Source organism: Marmoricola sp. URHB0036 (assembly GCF_000426045.1).
Classification (GTDB): Bacteria; Actinomycetota; Actinomycetes; order Propionibacteriales; family Nocardioidaceae; genus Marmoricola.
In genome coordinates this window covers 20,966-36,738 of sequence record NZ_AUEP01000012.1, presented here as the reverse complement: position 1 = coordinate 36,738, position 15,773 = coordinate 20,966, and the positions used below count along the sequence as shown (strand labels likewise).

The following is a 15,773-nucleotide window of genomic DNA, read 5'->3' as shown; positions in this document are numbered from 1 at the left end:
GCTACGGAGTTGAGGTATAGCCTTGGGGGCCCGGGGTGATGACCTAGCGACCCTTGTGGGGGCTGGGGGGCTGACCCGCGACGTATCGAGACAGCATTTGTGGGGCGGGTTGTCTCTTCTAGGAGGCTCCGCCACGGCCGAGATGCGCCACGCGAGTTGGTAACAACCGCAGGGCGAGTAGCCGAAGGGGAAAGCGAGTTGAACCCCGGGCGCTCCCAAAGGCTGTTGAGCGATCAGGGGACTGTCCCATAGTGGGTGGAACTGAGCGGCAACGCTCACGCGCCCGCGACGTAGGCAGTCAGGAAATGGACCCCGTGCCGGTCGAGGTTGCCGCGAGCGCGGTCGTAGTGCTCAGTCGTGCGTGGGTCGGCGTGCCGAGCCAGGATCTGGGCGTCTCGGAGTGGAACACCTGCGTCGAGGGCGTTGGTGATGGTGGCGTGCCGCAGGGAGTGCGGGCTGATGTGGCAGGGGATGCCGGCGACCTTCGCGATTCGGGTGATCATCCGGTAGGCGTCGCGGCGGTCGATGGCATTGCCCGAGACGGGTCGGAGGATGAGTGGTCCGGTGGTTCGCTGGCCGCGGCAGGCTTCCAAGACTTGGAGGACTGGCACGGTGATCGGCATGGTGGCGGGCTTGTTGCCTTTGCCGACCAGGTGTGACACTCGGTGGCCTCGGAGGGTTTCGGCGTAGTCCTCGATCAGCACGGCTGCGGCTTCGGATGCTCGCACGAGGGCAGCAGTTGGCGCGCTCCGGGGAACTGCGTGCGCCCCGTGCGGGAGCGCATCCGGCCGGCACCAGACGCGCTCAGGGACGGGCGTCGGCGTCGCGTGAGGTTGCGTCCGCAGCGTTGCGCGCGGACCGGGACCGTCGGTGGGCGGAGGCGCTGGTCCGGTGCGCGGCAAGGGTGCGCGCCCTCGGATTCGCTGATCTCGAGACCTACCTGGCGACGCTACGGTTGCAGGGAGCAAGCGCGCACCGGCCGCGGTCGAACTCGGTTGCGGTGGTTCGGTCACCGACGGCTCCTGCAGCGAGGATGACCGATCGTGGGACGGAGTAGGACAGGCGTCGGGTCCTGGTTCGTGTGACCGGCCCGCGGCCATGTCTGGACCTCGCCCGGGGGTTGCGCAGTAATCTCGACCGAGCACTGTCGGTGGCAGGAAGCCACGGCCGAGCGTCGGGACGCGGACTGTGGAGGTGGAGTCGATGAGTGACGACCCTTCTGGCTCGGAGGAGTCCACGGAGCCGACCGAGGAGCCGACTGAGTCGTCCTCGGCAGGCGGGCTCGTCCCTGCGGCGCAAACAACTCCGGTCAAGAAGCAGGCGACGACACCGGCCGCGCACTCCGCAGCAGCGAGTGTGCTCGGGTACCTGCACCAGACCCGGTGGGGCCTCCTGGAACTGCTGCGGGCCAAGGGCGACAACCCGGACCTGAGCCTGACCCTGGAGATGCACGACGACGTTGCCTGGGAAGACGCCGGCACACCGACGGAGCTGAAGCAGATGAAGTTGCATGTGAAGGCGCTCAAAGACCTCACAGACTCCTCCGATGACATGTGGCGCACCCTCGGCGTTTGGTTGGACAACGGGCGGCCCCGCGATGTCCATGGACCCGTCCTGACGTTGGTGACGAACTCCTCGGCAGCCGAAGGTTCGGCCGCTTCGATGCTTCGCCCTGACGCCGCCACCCGTGACCCTGCCGCAGCGGCTGGGCTGCTCGCGGCGGTGGCGGCGAAGTCGACGAACAAGGAGACGAAGAAGGCGCGTGACAAGTTCCTCGAACTGTCGCCAGCAGAACGGATGGTGTTCGTCGAACGGATCTACGTCGCGGACGAGTCCGCCGACCTCGATGACGTCGACGAGGAGGTCGCCACGCGGCTGCGGCCCGGGGCCCCGACTCAGCATTTCGACACCTACCTGGACCAGGTGTGGGGTTGGTGGGGGCGGACGTCGCTGGCGATGCTGCGAGGGCGCACAGAGCGGATCACCGTCGCAGGTATGCGGACGGCGCTGGAACGCGTCCGCGATCAGTTCGCCTCAGAGAACCTGCCCGTGCTTGTCCAGGCCGACGAGATCGACCTCGAGGCTGCGTTGCAGCAGCACGAGGACCGGACGTTCGTGCACCAGCTGAAGTGGGTCAAGGTGCAGCCGCGTCAACTGCAGAAGGCAATCCTGGACTACCAGGTGGCGTACCTGCAGGAGACGCGTTGGCTGGCCGAGCATCTGGTCGACTACGACGAGCTGGAGCGGTTCACCGCGAAGCTCATCGACGAGTGGGAGCGCGAGTTCGACTTCATGTGCGGCGAGCTGGGCGAGGAGGCGTCCGAGGAGGAGAAGCGTTCGGCTGGACGGTCCTTGTTGCACACGCTGAGCAACTCGACGCTGGCGATCCGGGCCCGGTTCGACGACGCCACTCATGCGCGCGGGCGTCGCCACGCGCTGGCCGATGGGCCGGACCTCGGTTGGCATCCGGACTTCCAGACGCATCTGGAGCAGCTCCTGCTCGAGCACGCCTGAGCGCCTCTCGCGCCGAAAACCAGTCGTCTTGCGACGTGGGAGAACGGGCCCCGTCGCGGGCTGGATCGTGACAGGGTGCGTTTCCGTGAGGCGGTGGACAGAGCGGAACTCGGCAGTCGCCGATCTGCTCAACCCTGCCCTGCTCTCGATCACCATCGCGGCGGCCGCCTCCGAGTACGAGCGGCGAGACGGCCGCCCGATGCCGTTCGCGTTGGCGTTCCTCGTCGCGCCCCTGGTGCTGCACAAGGCGACACGTGAGGAGCTCCCGAGCAGGGTCGACTCGCACCTGAGCAAGTGGGTGACCTCCCACGAGGTCCTGGCCGCCGGGTTCGGGGCGCGCGCCAGGGCACTGGTTGGTCCGGTCCGTGAAGGCATCCGGTTCGGGATACGCACCGGGGCCCTTGAGGTTGTCGACAGTGCCCTGGTCGGCCACCTGCGCGGCCGCCGGCCGGCGCAGGTCGGCGACATAGCCCAGGTCGTCGCGAAGGCAGGGTTCGTCGGCCGCTGGCTGACCCAGCTGGACTCGCCAACCACCGCGTTCGCGCTCCTCGGTGTGGAACCCTGACCCCGTGCAGTTGCTAGCCTTGGCCCTCTACGCCCATGACGGACGTCGTCGCGACGTCGCCTTTCAGCCTGGGCGTCTCAACATCGTCACCGGCGAGTCCAAGACCGGCAAGAGCGCGCTGCTGACCATCACAGAGTTCTGCCTCGGTCGCAACGCCTACCTGATCCCCGCCGGCCCTATCACCGACCACGTCAGCTGGTACGGGTCGTTGTGGCAGCTCACCGCGGACCCAGAGGGGCCTCGCGCGTTCGTCGGGCGGCCCGCCCCACCGAAGGGACAGGCTTCCATCCAGCGCGCCATGCTCGAGTTCGGCGGCGCGAACCTCGAACTGTTCGACTTCGACCAGTTGACCGAGAACGCCGACACCGCCAGCCTGCGCCGGCAGCTCGGACGTCGCATCGGCATCGCCGAGAACGTCATCGAGTCCCGCGGCCCGGGCATGAACCAGTCCCCGTTCGAGGCACACCTGGGTCACGCCGCCTGGCTGTGCCTCCAAGACCAGGACGAGATCGCCAGCCGGCACCTGCTCTTCCACCGGCAAGGTGAAGCACAGGTCGCCGAGCACCTGAAGGACACCATCCCGTACTTCCTCGGAGCGGTGCCGGCGGACGCAGCCGCGAAGAAGGCCGCGCTGCGTGACGCGATCCGTGCTCAGCGCCGGGCAGAGGCTGCCCTGACCGCAGCGCAGCAGGAGGCCTCCTCGGTCGACACGACGCTGCGTGGACTCCTCGCCGAAGCGCACGCCGCAGGTCTGACCGACGAGAACGAGTTGACCGAGCGCGCCCAGATCATCGGGGCGCTGCACGAAGCAACTCGCGACCTCTCGCCGGGGTCGTGGACCGCACCCGCGTCGCTCGGAGCAGGCCCGGGCCCGGCGGTGGACGAGGACCCTGGCGGTGGCGCAGGTCCCCGGTCTCCCGTGACCGCGAACCTGAGCGTTCGCGGCGCTGACGGCACCGAACGTCAGGACCGGCGCAGGACACTCCTTCGCCGCAGAGTCGCTCTGCGCGATGAGCTCGAGGCGGTGATGGACAGCCGCGCCCTCCTGCTCGACCGAGCCGACGCGGAGAGGGACTTCACAGGTGCGGTCGCGGTACACGCCGGGCGTCTCACCAGCCTCGACCTGCTGCCCCCACCGGCGGAACCCCAGTCCACGGGTCCCGACAACCCCAACGACTACAGCATCGAAGATGCTCCGGACGATGATGGCGACGCCGAGGACGGGACCGGCGGGACTGGCGCCGGCGAACATGGCGAGGACGAGCACCCGAATCCTGAGGACGCGTGCCCGGTCTGTGGGTCCGCGCTCGCCGAACCAGACGCGTCGGCCGCTGAGCTGACCGCTCGGCTTGCCGAGCTGCGCCAGGAGCTGACCTCCCTCGACGCGGCACCGGAGTCACGGCGGCGCGCGCTGACCACCCTCGAGGCCGAGGCGGACCGGCTCCGTGGCGAACTCGCAGCACTCGAGGGCGCCGTCGAGGCCCTCGACGCCGCCGACGAGACGGCGCGCTCACAGCGCGACACGTCGGCAGCCAGGAACTACACGCGCGGTCGCATCGTGGCCCTCCTCGGTGTCCTCGAGACAGGGACTGGTGGATCGCTGGACCGGCTGCGGCGCAACTTGACGTCCGCCAATCAGCGAGTAGCGCTGCTGCAGGCCGAGCTTGACCCTGATGCTGACCGAGAACAGCTCCACTCCCGCCTGAACGTCGTCGGACGCACCATGACCGACATGGCCGAGAAGCTCGGGCTCGAGCACGTCGAGGCGGGCGTTCGCCTCGACCTGGCGAACCTGACCGTGGTGACCGACACCAGCGACGGCCCGTTGCCCCTGCAGCGGATCGGCAGCGCCGCCAACTGGATCGGGTACCACCTCGCCACACACCTGGCCCTGCACAAGTACTTCGTCGAGAACGACCGGCCGGTGCCGCGACTGTTGATGGTCGACCAGCCGACACAGGCGTTCTACCCCTCCGAGGTGGCGAAGAACGCCGGAGCGGTCGCAGACGCGGACCGCGAGGCCGTCCTAGCCATGTTCACCGTGATGCACGATCTCGTCGTGGAGCTCGCACCCCAGATGCAGATCATCGTCAGCGACCACGCCAACCTCGAAGAGGAGTGGTTCCAGGACGCTGTCGAACACTACTGGCGGGATGGAACACGACTGGTCCCCGCGGACTGGATCGAGGAGTCGGGCGAGTCGTAAGAGATCGGTCCCCCTACCGGAGGAGCGGCGGTGACGAGCCTTCGGGCATTGTCCACAGCCTGCCTGGCCTCCTTGAAAACTGACTGGCGTCGCCGCGGAGAATGGTGATGTGCCTGAGGACGACGATGATCAGAAGGTCGCTGATCTGTTCGAGCGCGCCCGGAAGATCGAGGCCAACCGAGGTGGTCGGAAGCAGCATCTGGTACCCGCGAGCTACCTGCACCGGTGGACTGAGGACGGCCAGGTACGCGTCACCGACGTGGAGTCCAGGCGTTCCTACTGCGCACGGCCGGAGACAGTTGGCCGCGAGGCAGACTTCTACCGGCTGGAGGCTGACGGCCTGGAGCCAGATGAGTGCCACCTCTTGCGCTGGAGGTGCTCCTCAGTGAGATCGAGGGCTACGCGAAGGCCGGGATCGACGAGTTGCTGGACCGACAAGCGTGCTCACCGGAAAACGGGGCGTACCTAGCGTGGTACCTCGGATTGCAGGCGACCCGTGGCCGCGGCTACCGGGCAGTGCTCCGGGCCGGCACACACGAGTTCGCCAAGCTGAGGTTCGGGGACTTGGACGCGGATGGCGTCAGGCGACTCATGGAGAAGGATGGCGGGGAGGCCACCGATGAGGCAGTGGCGGCCGGACTGCGAGCAGTCGGGAAGATCGTCGCGGACGAATGGCGGGTCTCGCCCCAAGACGCCGCCCTTGCCGCCCAGGCTGCCGAGACAGCCGGTGAACTCGTGAAATACCTGTTGCTCGGGCGACAGTGGCTCGTCTACGACACCCCAGCCCTCTTGGTCACCTGCGACGAGCCAGTCGTCGTCCTCGGCGGACCCGCCGGAACGCGCGCGGAGGAGCGTGGGTTCGCCGACGCGCCGGTCATCTTGTTCCCGCTCACGCCGTCGAAGCTGCTAGTGCTCCTTCGAGGCGACCTGCCACGCGAGCCGAGTCAAACCTTGGACGTCGTGGAGCTCGCCGACATCAACCGCGAGATGGTCGCCAGTTCGAGCCGGTGGGTCTTCGAGAAGCCGAGCCGGCAGATCGGGATGCGGATGCAAGTTCCCGGTCCGGCCCCAGCTCTAGTCACCGAGCACTACGAGGGCAGCAAGGAGGAGGGGCGGATCGTGTACCGCCTGCACCGGCCGACCCGCTGGGTCGCGGCGTCGAACACGCCGTGGCCCGTGTCCCGCTGGTGGGAGCGCTGGTCATGACCGACGCAGGCTCGACGTAGCGCGAGCGCGCTACTCTCGGTCGAGCCCCCGTGCCCGCCGACGAGAAGGCCTCTCGCCTCCGCAGTGTCTCGCCGAGGGTTCCCATCCCACGAGCGTGTCTCGGATAGAAGGGGGGAGTGTCCCGTCCAGACGAAGGTGTCTCGGCTGGGGGCTAGGACACTCCCGGCAGATTCCGCATCCTGGTGTCGCTCGCCGTCTCGTGGACGTGCTGAACACCGGAGATGAGGGCGGCCTCCGTTCGTCCGCCGCGCGGATGGTGCCGTCCGCCGCGAGCAGCTGCGTCTTAGTGGGCGGGATGAGCCGGGGTTATGCGCCAGTCCCGGCGCCACCGGTGATAACTCCGAGCGTGGGCTGCTCGGGGCGAGGACTTGCCCACCAGCGCGAGAAGGCGGCTCCGGCATCGAGAACCGCTCGTGTGTCGGGATGCAGGTATCGGCTCGTGACTGCTGGGTCTTGGTGTCCAGCGACTCGCTGGAGCATGTGCAGCTCGACGCCGGCGTCCGCCATCCAGGTCAGGGCTGTGTGCCGCAGCCCGTGCCGCACAAGGCCCTCAAGGCCCAACTCAGCCACGAGCTCGTCCCACTTCGTGGCGTCCCGCAGCGTCGCGGTCGTGATGACGCCACCACGTGGACCGACTACCAAGCGCTTGTCCTTTTCTCGTCCCACCACAAGCCTGGCCAACGTCGGTCGCAAGGGATCGATGATCGGGACCACGCGGCGTCTCCTGCCCTTCGTTGCCTTGGTCGCCAGGCCGCCGCGTCCGGGGTAGGTTTGTCGCTCGACGTGCACGAGACCTTGTGTGAGGTCTACGTCGCGGACGCGTAGTCCCGCTACTTCACTGATCCGCAGGGCGGTGGTGGCCAGGATCGTCACGACGTCGCCGTATGCGGGGTGACCCCCGGACTCAATGACACCGGCGACCAGGCGCTCGAGGGTGGCCACGTCGGGCAACGCCAAGTCACGCGGACTCGCGGGCGTCTCAGATGTGGGGGAGCGGCCCACGGTCCGACGCCGGGCGCGATCACGGGCCGGGTTGCGCGTGATGAGCCCGTCGCGGACCGCCTCGTCGAGGACCAGCACCAGCGCCGCCACGCTGTTCTTCACCGTCGACCGACCGTGTTCCTGCTCCCACGCGTCAATAGCCCGGTCGACCAGGCCAGCGCTGATCATGGCGACCGGCAGGTGCCCCAGAGTCGGCAGGACGCGTCGGCGCAGTCCGGCGGCGTAGGCGTCGAAGGTCGATGTTGGGTCAATCCCACGAGCCCACCTGTCGCCGATCAACCCGACGTACGCCGCCAGTGTCTGGCCACTGTCCAGCCCCGTCTTCGCGGCGCGCTCCATCCGGTCCAGCCAGCGCGTGGCCGCCTCTCGAGAGGAGTGGCTGCGCTTCACACCCTCGCGCTTGCCGGTGTTGGGGTCTGTCCACCGCACCCGAGCCCAGTAGTGCGTCCCGCGGGCGCCTTCGTGCTCCTCGACGTCAACGGTCAGCCGGACCCCGAGCGGCGGCACCTTCTCGTCCCGCGCGGCCATGGACCTACTGTCGCACCGCTCGCGCCGACGCGGCCCCGAGCCGGTCATACCTGTGGATAACCCCTAGCCATGTGAGGTGCAAGAGCCCACTACCTGGAACTGAGAGAGACCAGTAGAGGAAGTCAGACTGATCTAGTGCTGGTATCACGGTGTCGATCTAAGGCCACAAACTGAGGAACAAGGGCAACGACAGACAAAGGCACACACCTCTTGCACCACAGTGCCGACAGCCGATTCACCCGGTCTGACGCGGCACCGAAGCGGGTGGTGCATGAGGCTGCGAAGAACACTGTTTCCCTGCGTCGACGGTCCTCCCGGAACGATGGAGGTCGTTTCGCGAGCGGATGAGCTCGTGGCGGTCTGAAGACGTAGTTCGACGCGTCCGCTGCGCCTCCACATACGCGACGCGTCAGCAGCGTGCTTCGCCGCGCCATCCGCACATGTACGTATTGAGCAGAGCGTCGACCGGCACTGAGACTCGAAGACCAAGGCACTTCCACCCTGAGTGCTTCCGTCGTCCGTCTGATCGAGGCAGGAGCGGCTGCAGACACCGAGCCTCGACGGCTCCGAAAGGTAGACAGCTATGACTGACCAGGCGGATGCGACGGTTGTCCCAGGAGAACAGATGGACACTGAGAATGCGCGGCTCTCTGAGCTGGGATACAAGCCCGAGCTCTCGCGAACTCTCACCTTGGCCGACGTAGTCATCTACGGACTCATCTACATGGTGCCGATCGCACCGATCTCGGTCTTCGGTGTCGTCTACAACCTCTCGGTGGGAGCCGCCGGCGCGGTGTACCTAGTTACTGCGCTCGTCATGACATTCAGCGCCTTGAGCTACCGAGAGATGGCCCTGCAATTCCCAGTCGCGGGCTCGGTCTACTCCTACGTCCGGCTGGGGACCTCAACCTTCTTCGGCTTCATCTCAGGCTGGGCGATCCTGCTCGACTACCTACTGCTTCCCGCCCTCCTCTGCGTCTTCGCCTCCCTCGCCATGGCCTCCGAGGTCACGATCGTGCCGGGCTGGGCCTGGGTGATCCTGTTCGTGGCCGCTACCGCTTTCATCAACATCATGGGCGTCAGTGTGACGGCCCGGATGAACAAGATCTTCCTGTGCATCCAGCTCGCCGTCCTCGCCGGCTTCGTGGGCTGGGCGACCGTGCTGATCTTCACTGGCAAGGCGTATCTGTCGTTGGACGTCCTCATTCCCTCCTCGAACTCCTCGTGGGCGCTCGTGGCGTCCGCAGTCCCCGTGGCTGCATTGAGCTTCATCGGTTTCGATGCCATCTCCACACTGAACGAAGAAGCTGAGCACGGCGGAGCCACAGTGGCCCGCGCCACCATCCTGGTGATGTGGTGCGTCGGCGTGCTGTTCGTACTCCAAGTCTGCCTTGCCGCGGTACTCGTTCCCACCGGCACCACATTCGCTGACGGAGCCGACACCAACAACGCGTTCTACGACATCGTGAGTCACTCGATGGCGTCGTGGTTCGGTCACGTAGTGCTGCTGACCAACGCCCTCATTGCACTCTTCGCCAATGCGATCGCCTCCAACGCGACCTCATCCCGACTGGTGTTCAGCATGGCCCGCGACGGCCAGCTGCCGCGGTTCCTCGCGCGGGTCAGCGCTCACAAGGTGCCTAGGAACGCGATGCTCTTCATCGCGGTGCTGTCCATCGGGATCGGTGTTCTCGGCGTCGAACAGGCCGGTCTCTTGATCACCTTGGTCACGTTCGGCGCCCTCACCGCCTACATCTTGTTGAACGTCGCCGTTGTCAACCACTTCATCGTTCGCGGAAAGAGCCGCCGCTTCTTCCTGCATCTGATCTCTCCCGTCGTCGGCACCGCGATCCTGCTCTTCGCTCTCTGGAGCGCCAACCCCCACGCCAAGATCCTTGGAGTCTGCTGGGTCGCCGTGGGACTCGGAGTGGCGGCCTTCTTCAAGGCCACGGGCCGTTCCATGGAGCAGTCAGATCTCTGACTCGATCTCACCGACCACAGACGCTCGACGGAGCCCGCAGCCGTCATGAGGGACAGGAACAGTCAATGATTCGTACGGCGACCGACAGAGCGGCAGAGCTGCTCGAGGTATTCACCCAGCGCAGCCTGGCGCGCCTGCACGCGGAGTTCACAGAGGAAGTTGTTGCGCTTCATGACGCCGACCCGCTCTCGATCTTGGAGGACGGCGCGAATCGAGTGCTGCGTGTACTCCGTAGCCAGCCGATCCGGGGCAAACACCTCATCTACGCCACCGGACCCGATGGACCGTGGTGCCTGGCTCGGGTCACACACGGAGCTCCTGGGAACCTCGTCGTCCATCCAGAAGAGTACGGCGACTACGAGGACGCGATGAGGGCGGTGTTCCACGAGAGACGGGCGGAATACCTCGAGACGACCGCCGTTCGCGAACTGCCGCTACGAAAGGAATCGGGATCATGAGCTCGCCGACGAATACCAACCAGAAGGTGTACGGGTACACAGATCGACTGTCTGCGCGCCCGGGTGAGCAGCTCACGCTTCACGTCAGCTGCGAGGCGGCCGACTCTTACGCCGCCAGCGTGGTCCAGCTCCACCACGGCTTCGACGGCTCAGCCGGTCCGGGCTTCCAGGAGACGGTCTTGACCACGAGGGTCGACGGAACGTACCCCGGGCAGCACTACGAGTGCCGACCCGGCTCGTTCGTCGAGGTGAACGACCCAGACCGGGTGCTGACGGACCCAGTCGGCTTCGAGGTGCGCGCAGCAATCTTCCCGACGCTTCCGCGTGACGACCGCAGTGGGACCCTGGGCGCCTACCGGATCAGCCATAGCTCCGTGGCTTTCCACGGAGAGCATCAGACAGTGCTGGGGACGTGGGATGCCGCGACGTCGACCGGGTGGGCCCTAACGCTGGAGGATGGTCGCCCCACGTTCGTCTGGAGCGAGTCGGGGCGCTCGCGCACAGTCCAGCTCGACACAGCGCTGACGGCCCACCACTGGTACGAACTCCTTCTCCAGGTCCCGGCTGGTGATGGGGAGGTCACCCTCACCTGCAACCCGCTGAAGCATGCGATGGATCTGGTGGCTCCGGCCGCCGCACGCCTGACGCCGGAGTCGGCAGGGGTGCGGACCGAGGGTCGATTGAAGGCATCGGACATGCCCTTCCGCATCGGGGCTCTCGCTGCTCGCTCGGACTCACGACTCGTGGCGACCTCGGCCTTCAACGGCAAGATCGGAGGCGTCCAGATTCAGAAGCGCGTCTCGGACGGGCTCGAGTCGGTCGCACGCTGGCACTTCGGCCGGAGCGAGCGCCCCGACGGACTGCTTCTCTCCGAAGTCGTCGACGATTCGCCCAACGGCCTCGACGGACGCTGCGTGAACGGCCCGGTTCGCGGTGTCACCGGACCCACGTTCCAAGGTCTCGTCGAGGACTTCCGGGTGGCCCCGGACGAGTACGACGCCATCCACTTCCATGACGACGACATTGCCGATGCGGACTGGCCGGTGGCCCTCACATTCGACGTGCCTGAGGATCTCGCCAGCGGTGTGTACGCCTTCCGGCTCACCGCCGATGGCAGGGACCACCACGTACCCTTCTTCGTCGGGCCCGGCCAGCGTGCGCGAGACGTCGCTGTGCTGTTTCCCACCGGCACCTACCTGGCCTACGCGAACGACCGGATCGCGTTCGAGGCCGACAGCATGGAGATGCTGCTTGGCCACACCCCAATCGTCCACTCAGGAGATCTGGATCTCCAGGACCATCCTGAGTTCGGCCGCTCGTGCTACGAGATCCACAACGACGGCTCAGGCGTCATCTTCAGCACCGCTCGACGCCCGCTCATCACGATGCAGCCCAGATACCGAGCGTCGTTCATGAGCGAAGGACCGTGGGGACTGCCTGCCGATCTGTGTATCGCGCATTGGCTTGATGAGGCCGGCTGCGAGTTCGACGCGCTCACCGACGAGACCCTGGACATCGAGGGTTACGACCTCATCTCGCGGTACCGGGTCATCATCACCGGCAGCCACCCGGAGTACATGACCCGCGCAGAACTCGATGCGCTCGCCGAGTTCACGGCTGCGGGTGGACGGCTGATGTACCTCGGCGGCAACGGGTTCTACGCCACCACTTCATACGACCCGGAGAACCGACATGTCGTCGAGGTACGGCGTGCCGACGGCGGCACCCGACCCCACCAGTCACCCTTCGCGGAGCGACGGCACACCACCTCGGGTGAGTCTGCCGGCCTGTGGAGGAACAAGGGCAAGGCTCCGGAGCGGTTGGTGGGTGTCGGCATGTCTGCCCAAGGCTTCGACCGGTGCACGCACTACCAGCGGCTCGAGGACAGCTTCGACGCGCGCGCTGCCTTCATCTTCGAGGGCATCGGAGCCACGGAGCTGCTCGGAGACTTCGGCATCATCGGAGGCGGCGCAGCTGGGTCCGAGATCGACCTCTACAACCCGAGCCTCGGAACGCCCCCGGACACCCTGGTGCTGGCCACCTCCGGGCCCCTGTCCGACAACTACCTCCTGGTCGCCGAGGAACTCTACGAACAGCTTCCCGGATTGGGAGGCACGGAGCAGCCGTCGGTCCGCTCGGATGTCGTCTACGCGGCCCTCGACGGGGGCGGTGGTTTCTTCTCGGTCGGATCGATCGCGTGGACGGGATCGCTGTCCCACAACGAGTACGAGAACAACATCGCTCGACTCACGACGAACGTGTTGCGGCGCTTCCGAGACGCCGAACCGCTGAAGTAGCCACGGCGCACAGGAAGCGAGAACAGCATGGAGGAGTACGCCCTCATCGACGACTATGCCGTCATCGACCCCGCAACCGGAAAGCGCCTGGCGACGTTCCCTCAGGCCTCGCAGGCCGACATCGACGCCGCGCTCGGCGCCGCCGCGTCCGCGTGCGAGTCGTGGGGTCGCGCATCGAGCTCGGCAGAGCGCGCCGCGCTGATCCGACGGGTGGGCGAACTTCATGGTGAGCGACGCGACGATCTCGCTACTGCCATCGGCAGAGAGATGGGCAAGCCCAAGGAGGAGGCCCTCGGGGAGGTCGACTTCTGCCGAGAGATCTACGAGTTCTATGCCGACAACGCGGCGCGGCTTCTCCGTGACGAGCAGGTGCCGCTGCGCCACGGCGGCGGGACGGCCGTGGTTCGCCGCAGCCCCGTGGGGGCGCTGCTCGGCATCATGCCGTGGAACCTTCCGTACTACCAGGTGGCCCGCTTCGCTGCCCCCAACCTCGCCATCGGCAACACCATTGTGCTCAAGCACGCACCCCAGTGCCCGGAGTCGGCCGCGGCCCTGCACGAGATCTACGCCGAGGCCGGGTTCCCCCGTGGCGCCTACGTCGCGGTTAACGCGACGGTCAACCAGGTGGCGGAGATGATCGCCGACCCGCGCATCGCCGGGGTGTCCTTGACCGGGTCCGAGCGGGCCGGAGCGGCGGTTGCCGAGATCGCTGGACGCAACCTCAAGAAGGTGGTCCTCGAGCTGGGTGGCTCCGACCCGTTCGTGCTGCTCAGCACCGACGACCTCGACGCCGTCGTGGAGGCCGCGGTGACGGCACGCCTGGACAACGCCGGCCAGGTCTGCAACGCCCCGAAGCGATTCATCGTGGCCGACGAGCTCTACGAGGCCTTCCTCGACCGGTTCACCACGTCGATGCTCGCGGCGAGCGATGGCATCGCGCCGATGTCATCGGTGCGCGCCGCCGAAGGGCTCCAAGGGCAGGTGAACCGTGCTGTGGCCCAAGGCGCCGTTCTGCACGTCGCCGGGGAACGCTCGGGTGCCTTCTTCCCTCCGGGGGTGCTCACCGGTGTCTCCTCGAACCAGGACGCCTTCTCCCAGGAACTGTTCGGCCCGGTCGCCATGGTCTTCCGTGTTTCCTCGGAGGTCGAGGCCGTCGAGCTGGCCAACGACACACCGTATGGCTTGGGCTCCTACCTGTTCACCACCGATCCGGAGCAGGCGGAGCGCGTCGCGAACCAAATCGACGCCGGCATGGTGTTCGTCAACGGCGTCATGCTCGACGCGGCAGAGCTGCCGTTCGGAGGCGTGAAGCGCTCAGGCTTCGGGCGCGAGCTGGGCCACTTCGGCATGGACGAGTTCGTGAACAAGAAGCTCATCCGCACTCACGCCAATGCCTGACGATAGGGGACGTCCATGACCACTGCGCCTACAGGCCCGGACCCGGTGGCGACCGTGGCCACCGATGCGGCGTTCGGACCAGCGAGTCCCTCGACGGCGCCAGGCGTTGCTCGTCGGCCCCTGCGCAACATGTCCGAGGTGAGGCACTTCTTCCGCACCAACGACACGCCGATCTACTTCGTCGGCGCGACGCCGTTCAACCTGCTCGGGCTGGACCGCTGGGTGCGCAACTTCACCTATGTCGCCTACTACGACGCGTGGGACGGCGCGCATCCGCGGGTGTTTACGCCGGCGCACCGTCCGCCCGTGGACTTCGAGAGCGGGGAGCACATCAACAACTGGCTGCTGGAGAACTCAGAGGTACGCGCGTTCATCGGCAGCCGAACCCGCCCAGGGACCCGGCCCAAGATCGCGATGGTCTTCTTCGATGAAGAGACCGAACGCATCTGCGACGAGCTCGACTACGACCTGATCCTGCCGAAGGCGCAGCTGCGGGCGCACCTGGACTCCAAGATCGTCACGACCCGGCTGGGCAACGAGGTGGATGTGCCCAGCGTGCCCAACGTGGTGACCACGGTCGAGGACTTCGAGAGCCTCACCGCCGCGGCCGAGGAGGCCGGGCTCGGGACGGACTTGGTCGTGCAGACCGCGTACGGCGACTCGGGCAAGACCACTTTCTTCATGAGCTCGGCGGCCGACTGGGACCAGCACAGCACTGAGATCGTGGGCCAACAGGTCAAGGTGATGAGGCGGATCAACAACCGCCCGGTCGCCGTGGAGGCGGTACTGACCAGATGCGGGACGGTGGTGGGTCCCTTCATGTCCGAGCTGACGGGGCACGCCGAGCTGACGCCGTATCGAGGAGGCTGGTGCGGCAATGAGATGTTCCCCGAGGTGCTGACCGGTGACCTCAGGGCGCGCGCGGCCGCGCTGGTGCGTCGTTTGGGGGATCGGCTCGGCGTGGAGGGATACCGCGGGTTCTTCGAGGTCGATGTGCTCGTCGACGTCGACACCGACGAGGTCTACCTCGGTGAGCTCAACCCGCGCATCAGTGGCGCCTCGTCGATCACCAATGTCACCGCCGGTGCCTACGCCGACGTGCCGCTCTTCCTTTTTCATCTGCTCGAGTACCTGCCGATTGAGCTCGACCTTGACCTCGACGACATCAACCAGCGCTGGCAGGAGCTTGCCGCGGTCGACCTTTGGTCTCAGATGATCATCAAGGAGACGTCACCGGGAGTCCAGCGGATCGACACGGCGGCCCGCACCGGGGCATACAGCCTCGACGCAAGCGGCGCCCTGGTTTTCCAACGGGCCGCCCTGGACTGGCACCAGCTCCAAAGTGAGTCCGACGCTTTCTTCCTACGGATCTACGGGGCTGGCGACTGCCGCTGGAAGGGTGCCGACATCGGCGTACTGGTCACTAAGGGGCGCCTCCAGACCGGAACGCCTGGGAAGCCGGCGACCTTGACGATCCGGGCCAAACACCTCATCCACTCGCTGCGTGCCCTCTACACCGGAACGCCCGTGACGCCCCCACCAACGGTGGTCCCGACCTGGGACGTGGGTGGCTCCATGACCAGGGCGGGGCGCTGAC

Annotated in this window: 12 protein-coding genes; 10 read left to right on the top strand and 2 right to left on the bottom strand. The window is 66.7% G+C overall.

All coding sequences use genetic code 11. The features are described 5' to 3' along the window. Positions 1 to 275: 275 nt before the first annotated feature. Positions 276 to 1,100 carry a tyrosine-type recombinase/integrase gene (locus H976_RS30925; protein ID WP_255337317.1) on the bottom strand — a complete coding sequence of 275 codons (825 nt, stop codon included), beginning with the start codon at positions 1,098 to 1,100 and terminating at the stop codon, positions 276 to 278. An 88-nt stretch (positions 1,101 to 1,188) separates the two neighbouring features. Between H976_RS30925 and H976_RS0114425 the strand changes: the two genes are divergently transcribed. The 5 genes from H976_RS0114425 to H976_RS0114405 all read left to right on the top strand — a co-directional run bounded on the left by H976_RS0114425 (position 1,189) and on the right by H976_RS0114405 (position 6,491). Further along, complete coding sequence (locus H976_RS0114425; RefSeq protein ID WP_196804090.1) at positions 1,189 to 2,514, top strand: ABC-three component system protein; 1,326 nt, start codon at positions 1,189 to 1,191, stop codon at positions 2,512 to 2,514. Positions 2,515 to 2,599: 85 nt separating this feature from the next. Then, complete coding sequence (locus tag H976_RS0114420) at positions 2,600 to 3,079, top strand: three component ABC system middle component (protein WP_036226605.1); 480 nt, start codon at positions 2,600 to 2,602, stop codon at positions 3,077 to 3,079. Positions 3,080 to 3,083: 4 nt separating this feature from the next. Then, the gene (locus H976_RS0114415) at positions 3,084 to 5,285 is read left to right on the top strand and encodes a DUF3732 domain-containing protein (protein WP_027862119.1); all 2,202 of its coding nucleotides are present in this window, start codon (positions 3,084 to 3,086) and stop codon (positions 5,283 to 5,285) included. Between the two features lie 109 nt (positions 5,286 to 5,394). Beyond that, positions 5,395 to 5,754 (top strand): DUF4238 domain-containing protein, encoded by a 360-nt coding sequence (locus tag H976_RS31145; RefSeq protein WP_196804089.1) that lies wholly within the window; start codon positions 5,395 to 5,397, stop codon positions 5,752 to 5,754. Continuing rightward, positions 5,640 to 6,491: a DUF4238 domain-containing protein gene (locus H976_RS0114405; protein ID WP_081682914.1), complete on the top strand. Its 852-nt coding sequence runs from the start codon at positions 5,640 to 5,642 to the stop codon at positions 6,489 to 6,491. Before H976_RS31145 ends, H976_RS0114405 begins: the two co-directional genes overlap by 115 nt. Before the next feature lie 327 nt (positions 6,492 to 6,818). Here the strand turns inward: H976_RS0114405 and H976_RS26430 are convergent, their stop codons facing one another. Next, positions 6,819 to 8,042, bottom strand: a complete 1,224-nt coding sequence (locus H976_RS26430) for a site-specific integrase (protein WP_051276848.1) — start codon at positions 8,040 to 8,042, stop codon at positions 6,819 to 6,821. 625 nt (positions 8,043 to 8,667) lie between these two features. Between H976_RS26430 and H976_RS0114395 the strand changes: the two genes are divergently transcribed. From H976_RS0114395 to H976_RS26415, 5 genes are all read left to right on the top strand, one after another. Further along, a complete protein-coding gene (locus tag H976_RS0114395) occupies positions 8,668 to 10,023 on the top strand; it encodes an APC family permease (RefSeq protein ID WP_027862116.1) in 1,356 nt (451 codons plus the stop codon). A 65-nt stretch (positions 10,024 to 10,088) separates the two neighbouring features. Next, entirely contained in the window at positions 10,089 to 10,481 is a 393-nt protein-coding gene (locus H976_RS26425) for a hypothetical protein (protein ID WP_036226600.1), read from the top strand. After that, the gene (locus tag H976_RS26420) at positions 10,478 to 12,778 is read left to right on the top strand and encodes a N,N-dimethylformamidase beta subunit family domain-containing protein (RefSeq protein WP_051276847.1); all 2,301 of its coding nucleotides are present in this window, start codon (positions 10,478 to 10,480) and stop codon (positions 12,776 to 12,778) included. The genes H976_RS26425 and H976_RS26420 overlap by 4 nt, the downstream gene beginning before the upstream one ends. Before the next feature lie 27 nt (positions 12,779 to 12,805). Further along, entirely contained in the window at positions 12,806 to 14,176 is a 1,371-nt protein-coding gene (locus H976_RS0114385; protein WP_196804088.1) for an NAD-dependent succinate-semialdehyde dehydrogenase, read from the top strand. Positions 14,177 to 14,191: 15 nt separating this feature from the next. Continuing rightward, positions 14,192 to 15,772, top strand: coding sequence for a biotin carboxylase (locus tag H976_RS26415; protein WP_081682913.1), 1,581 nt, complete (start codon positions 14,192 to 14,194; stop codon positions 15,770 to 15,772). The last annotated feature ends 1 nt before the right edge of the window (position 15,773 follow it).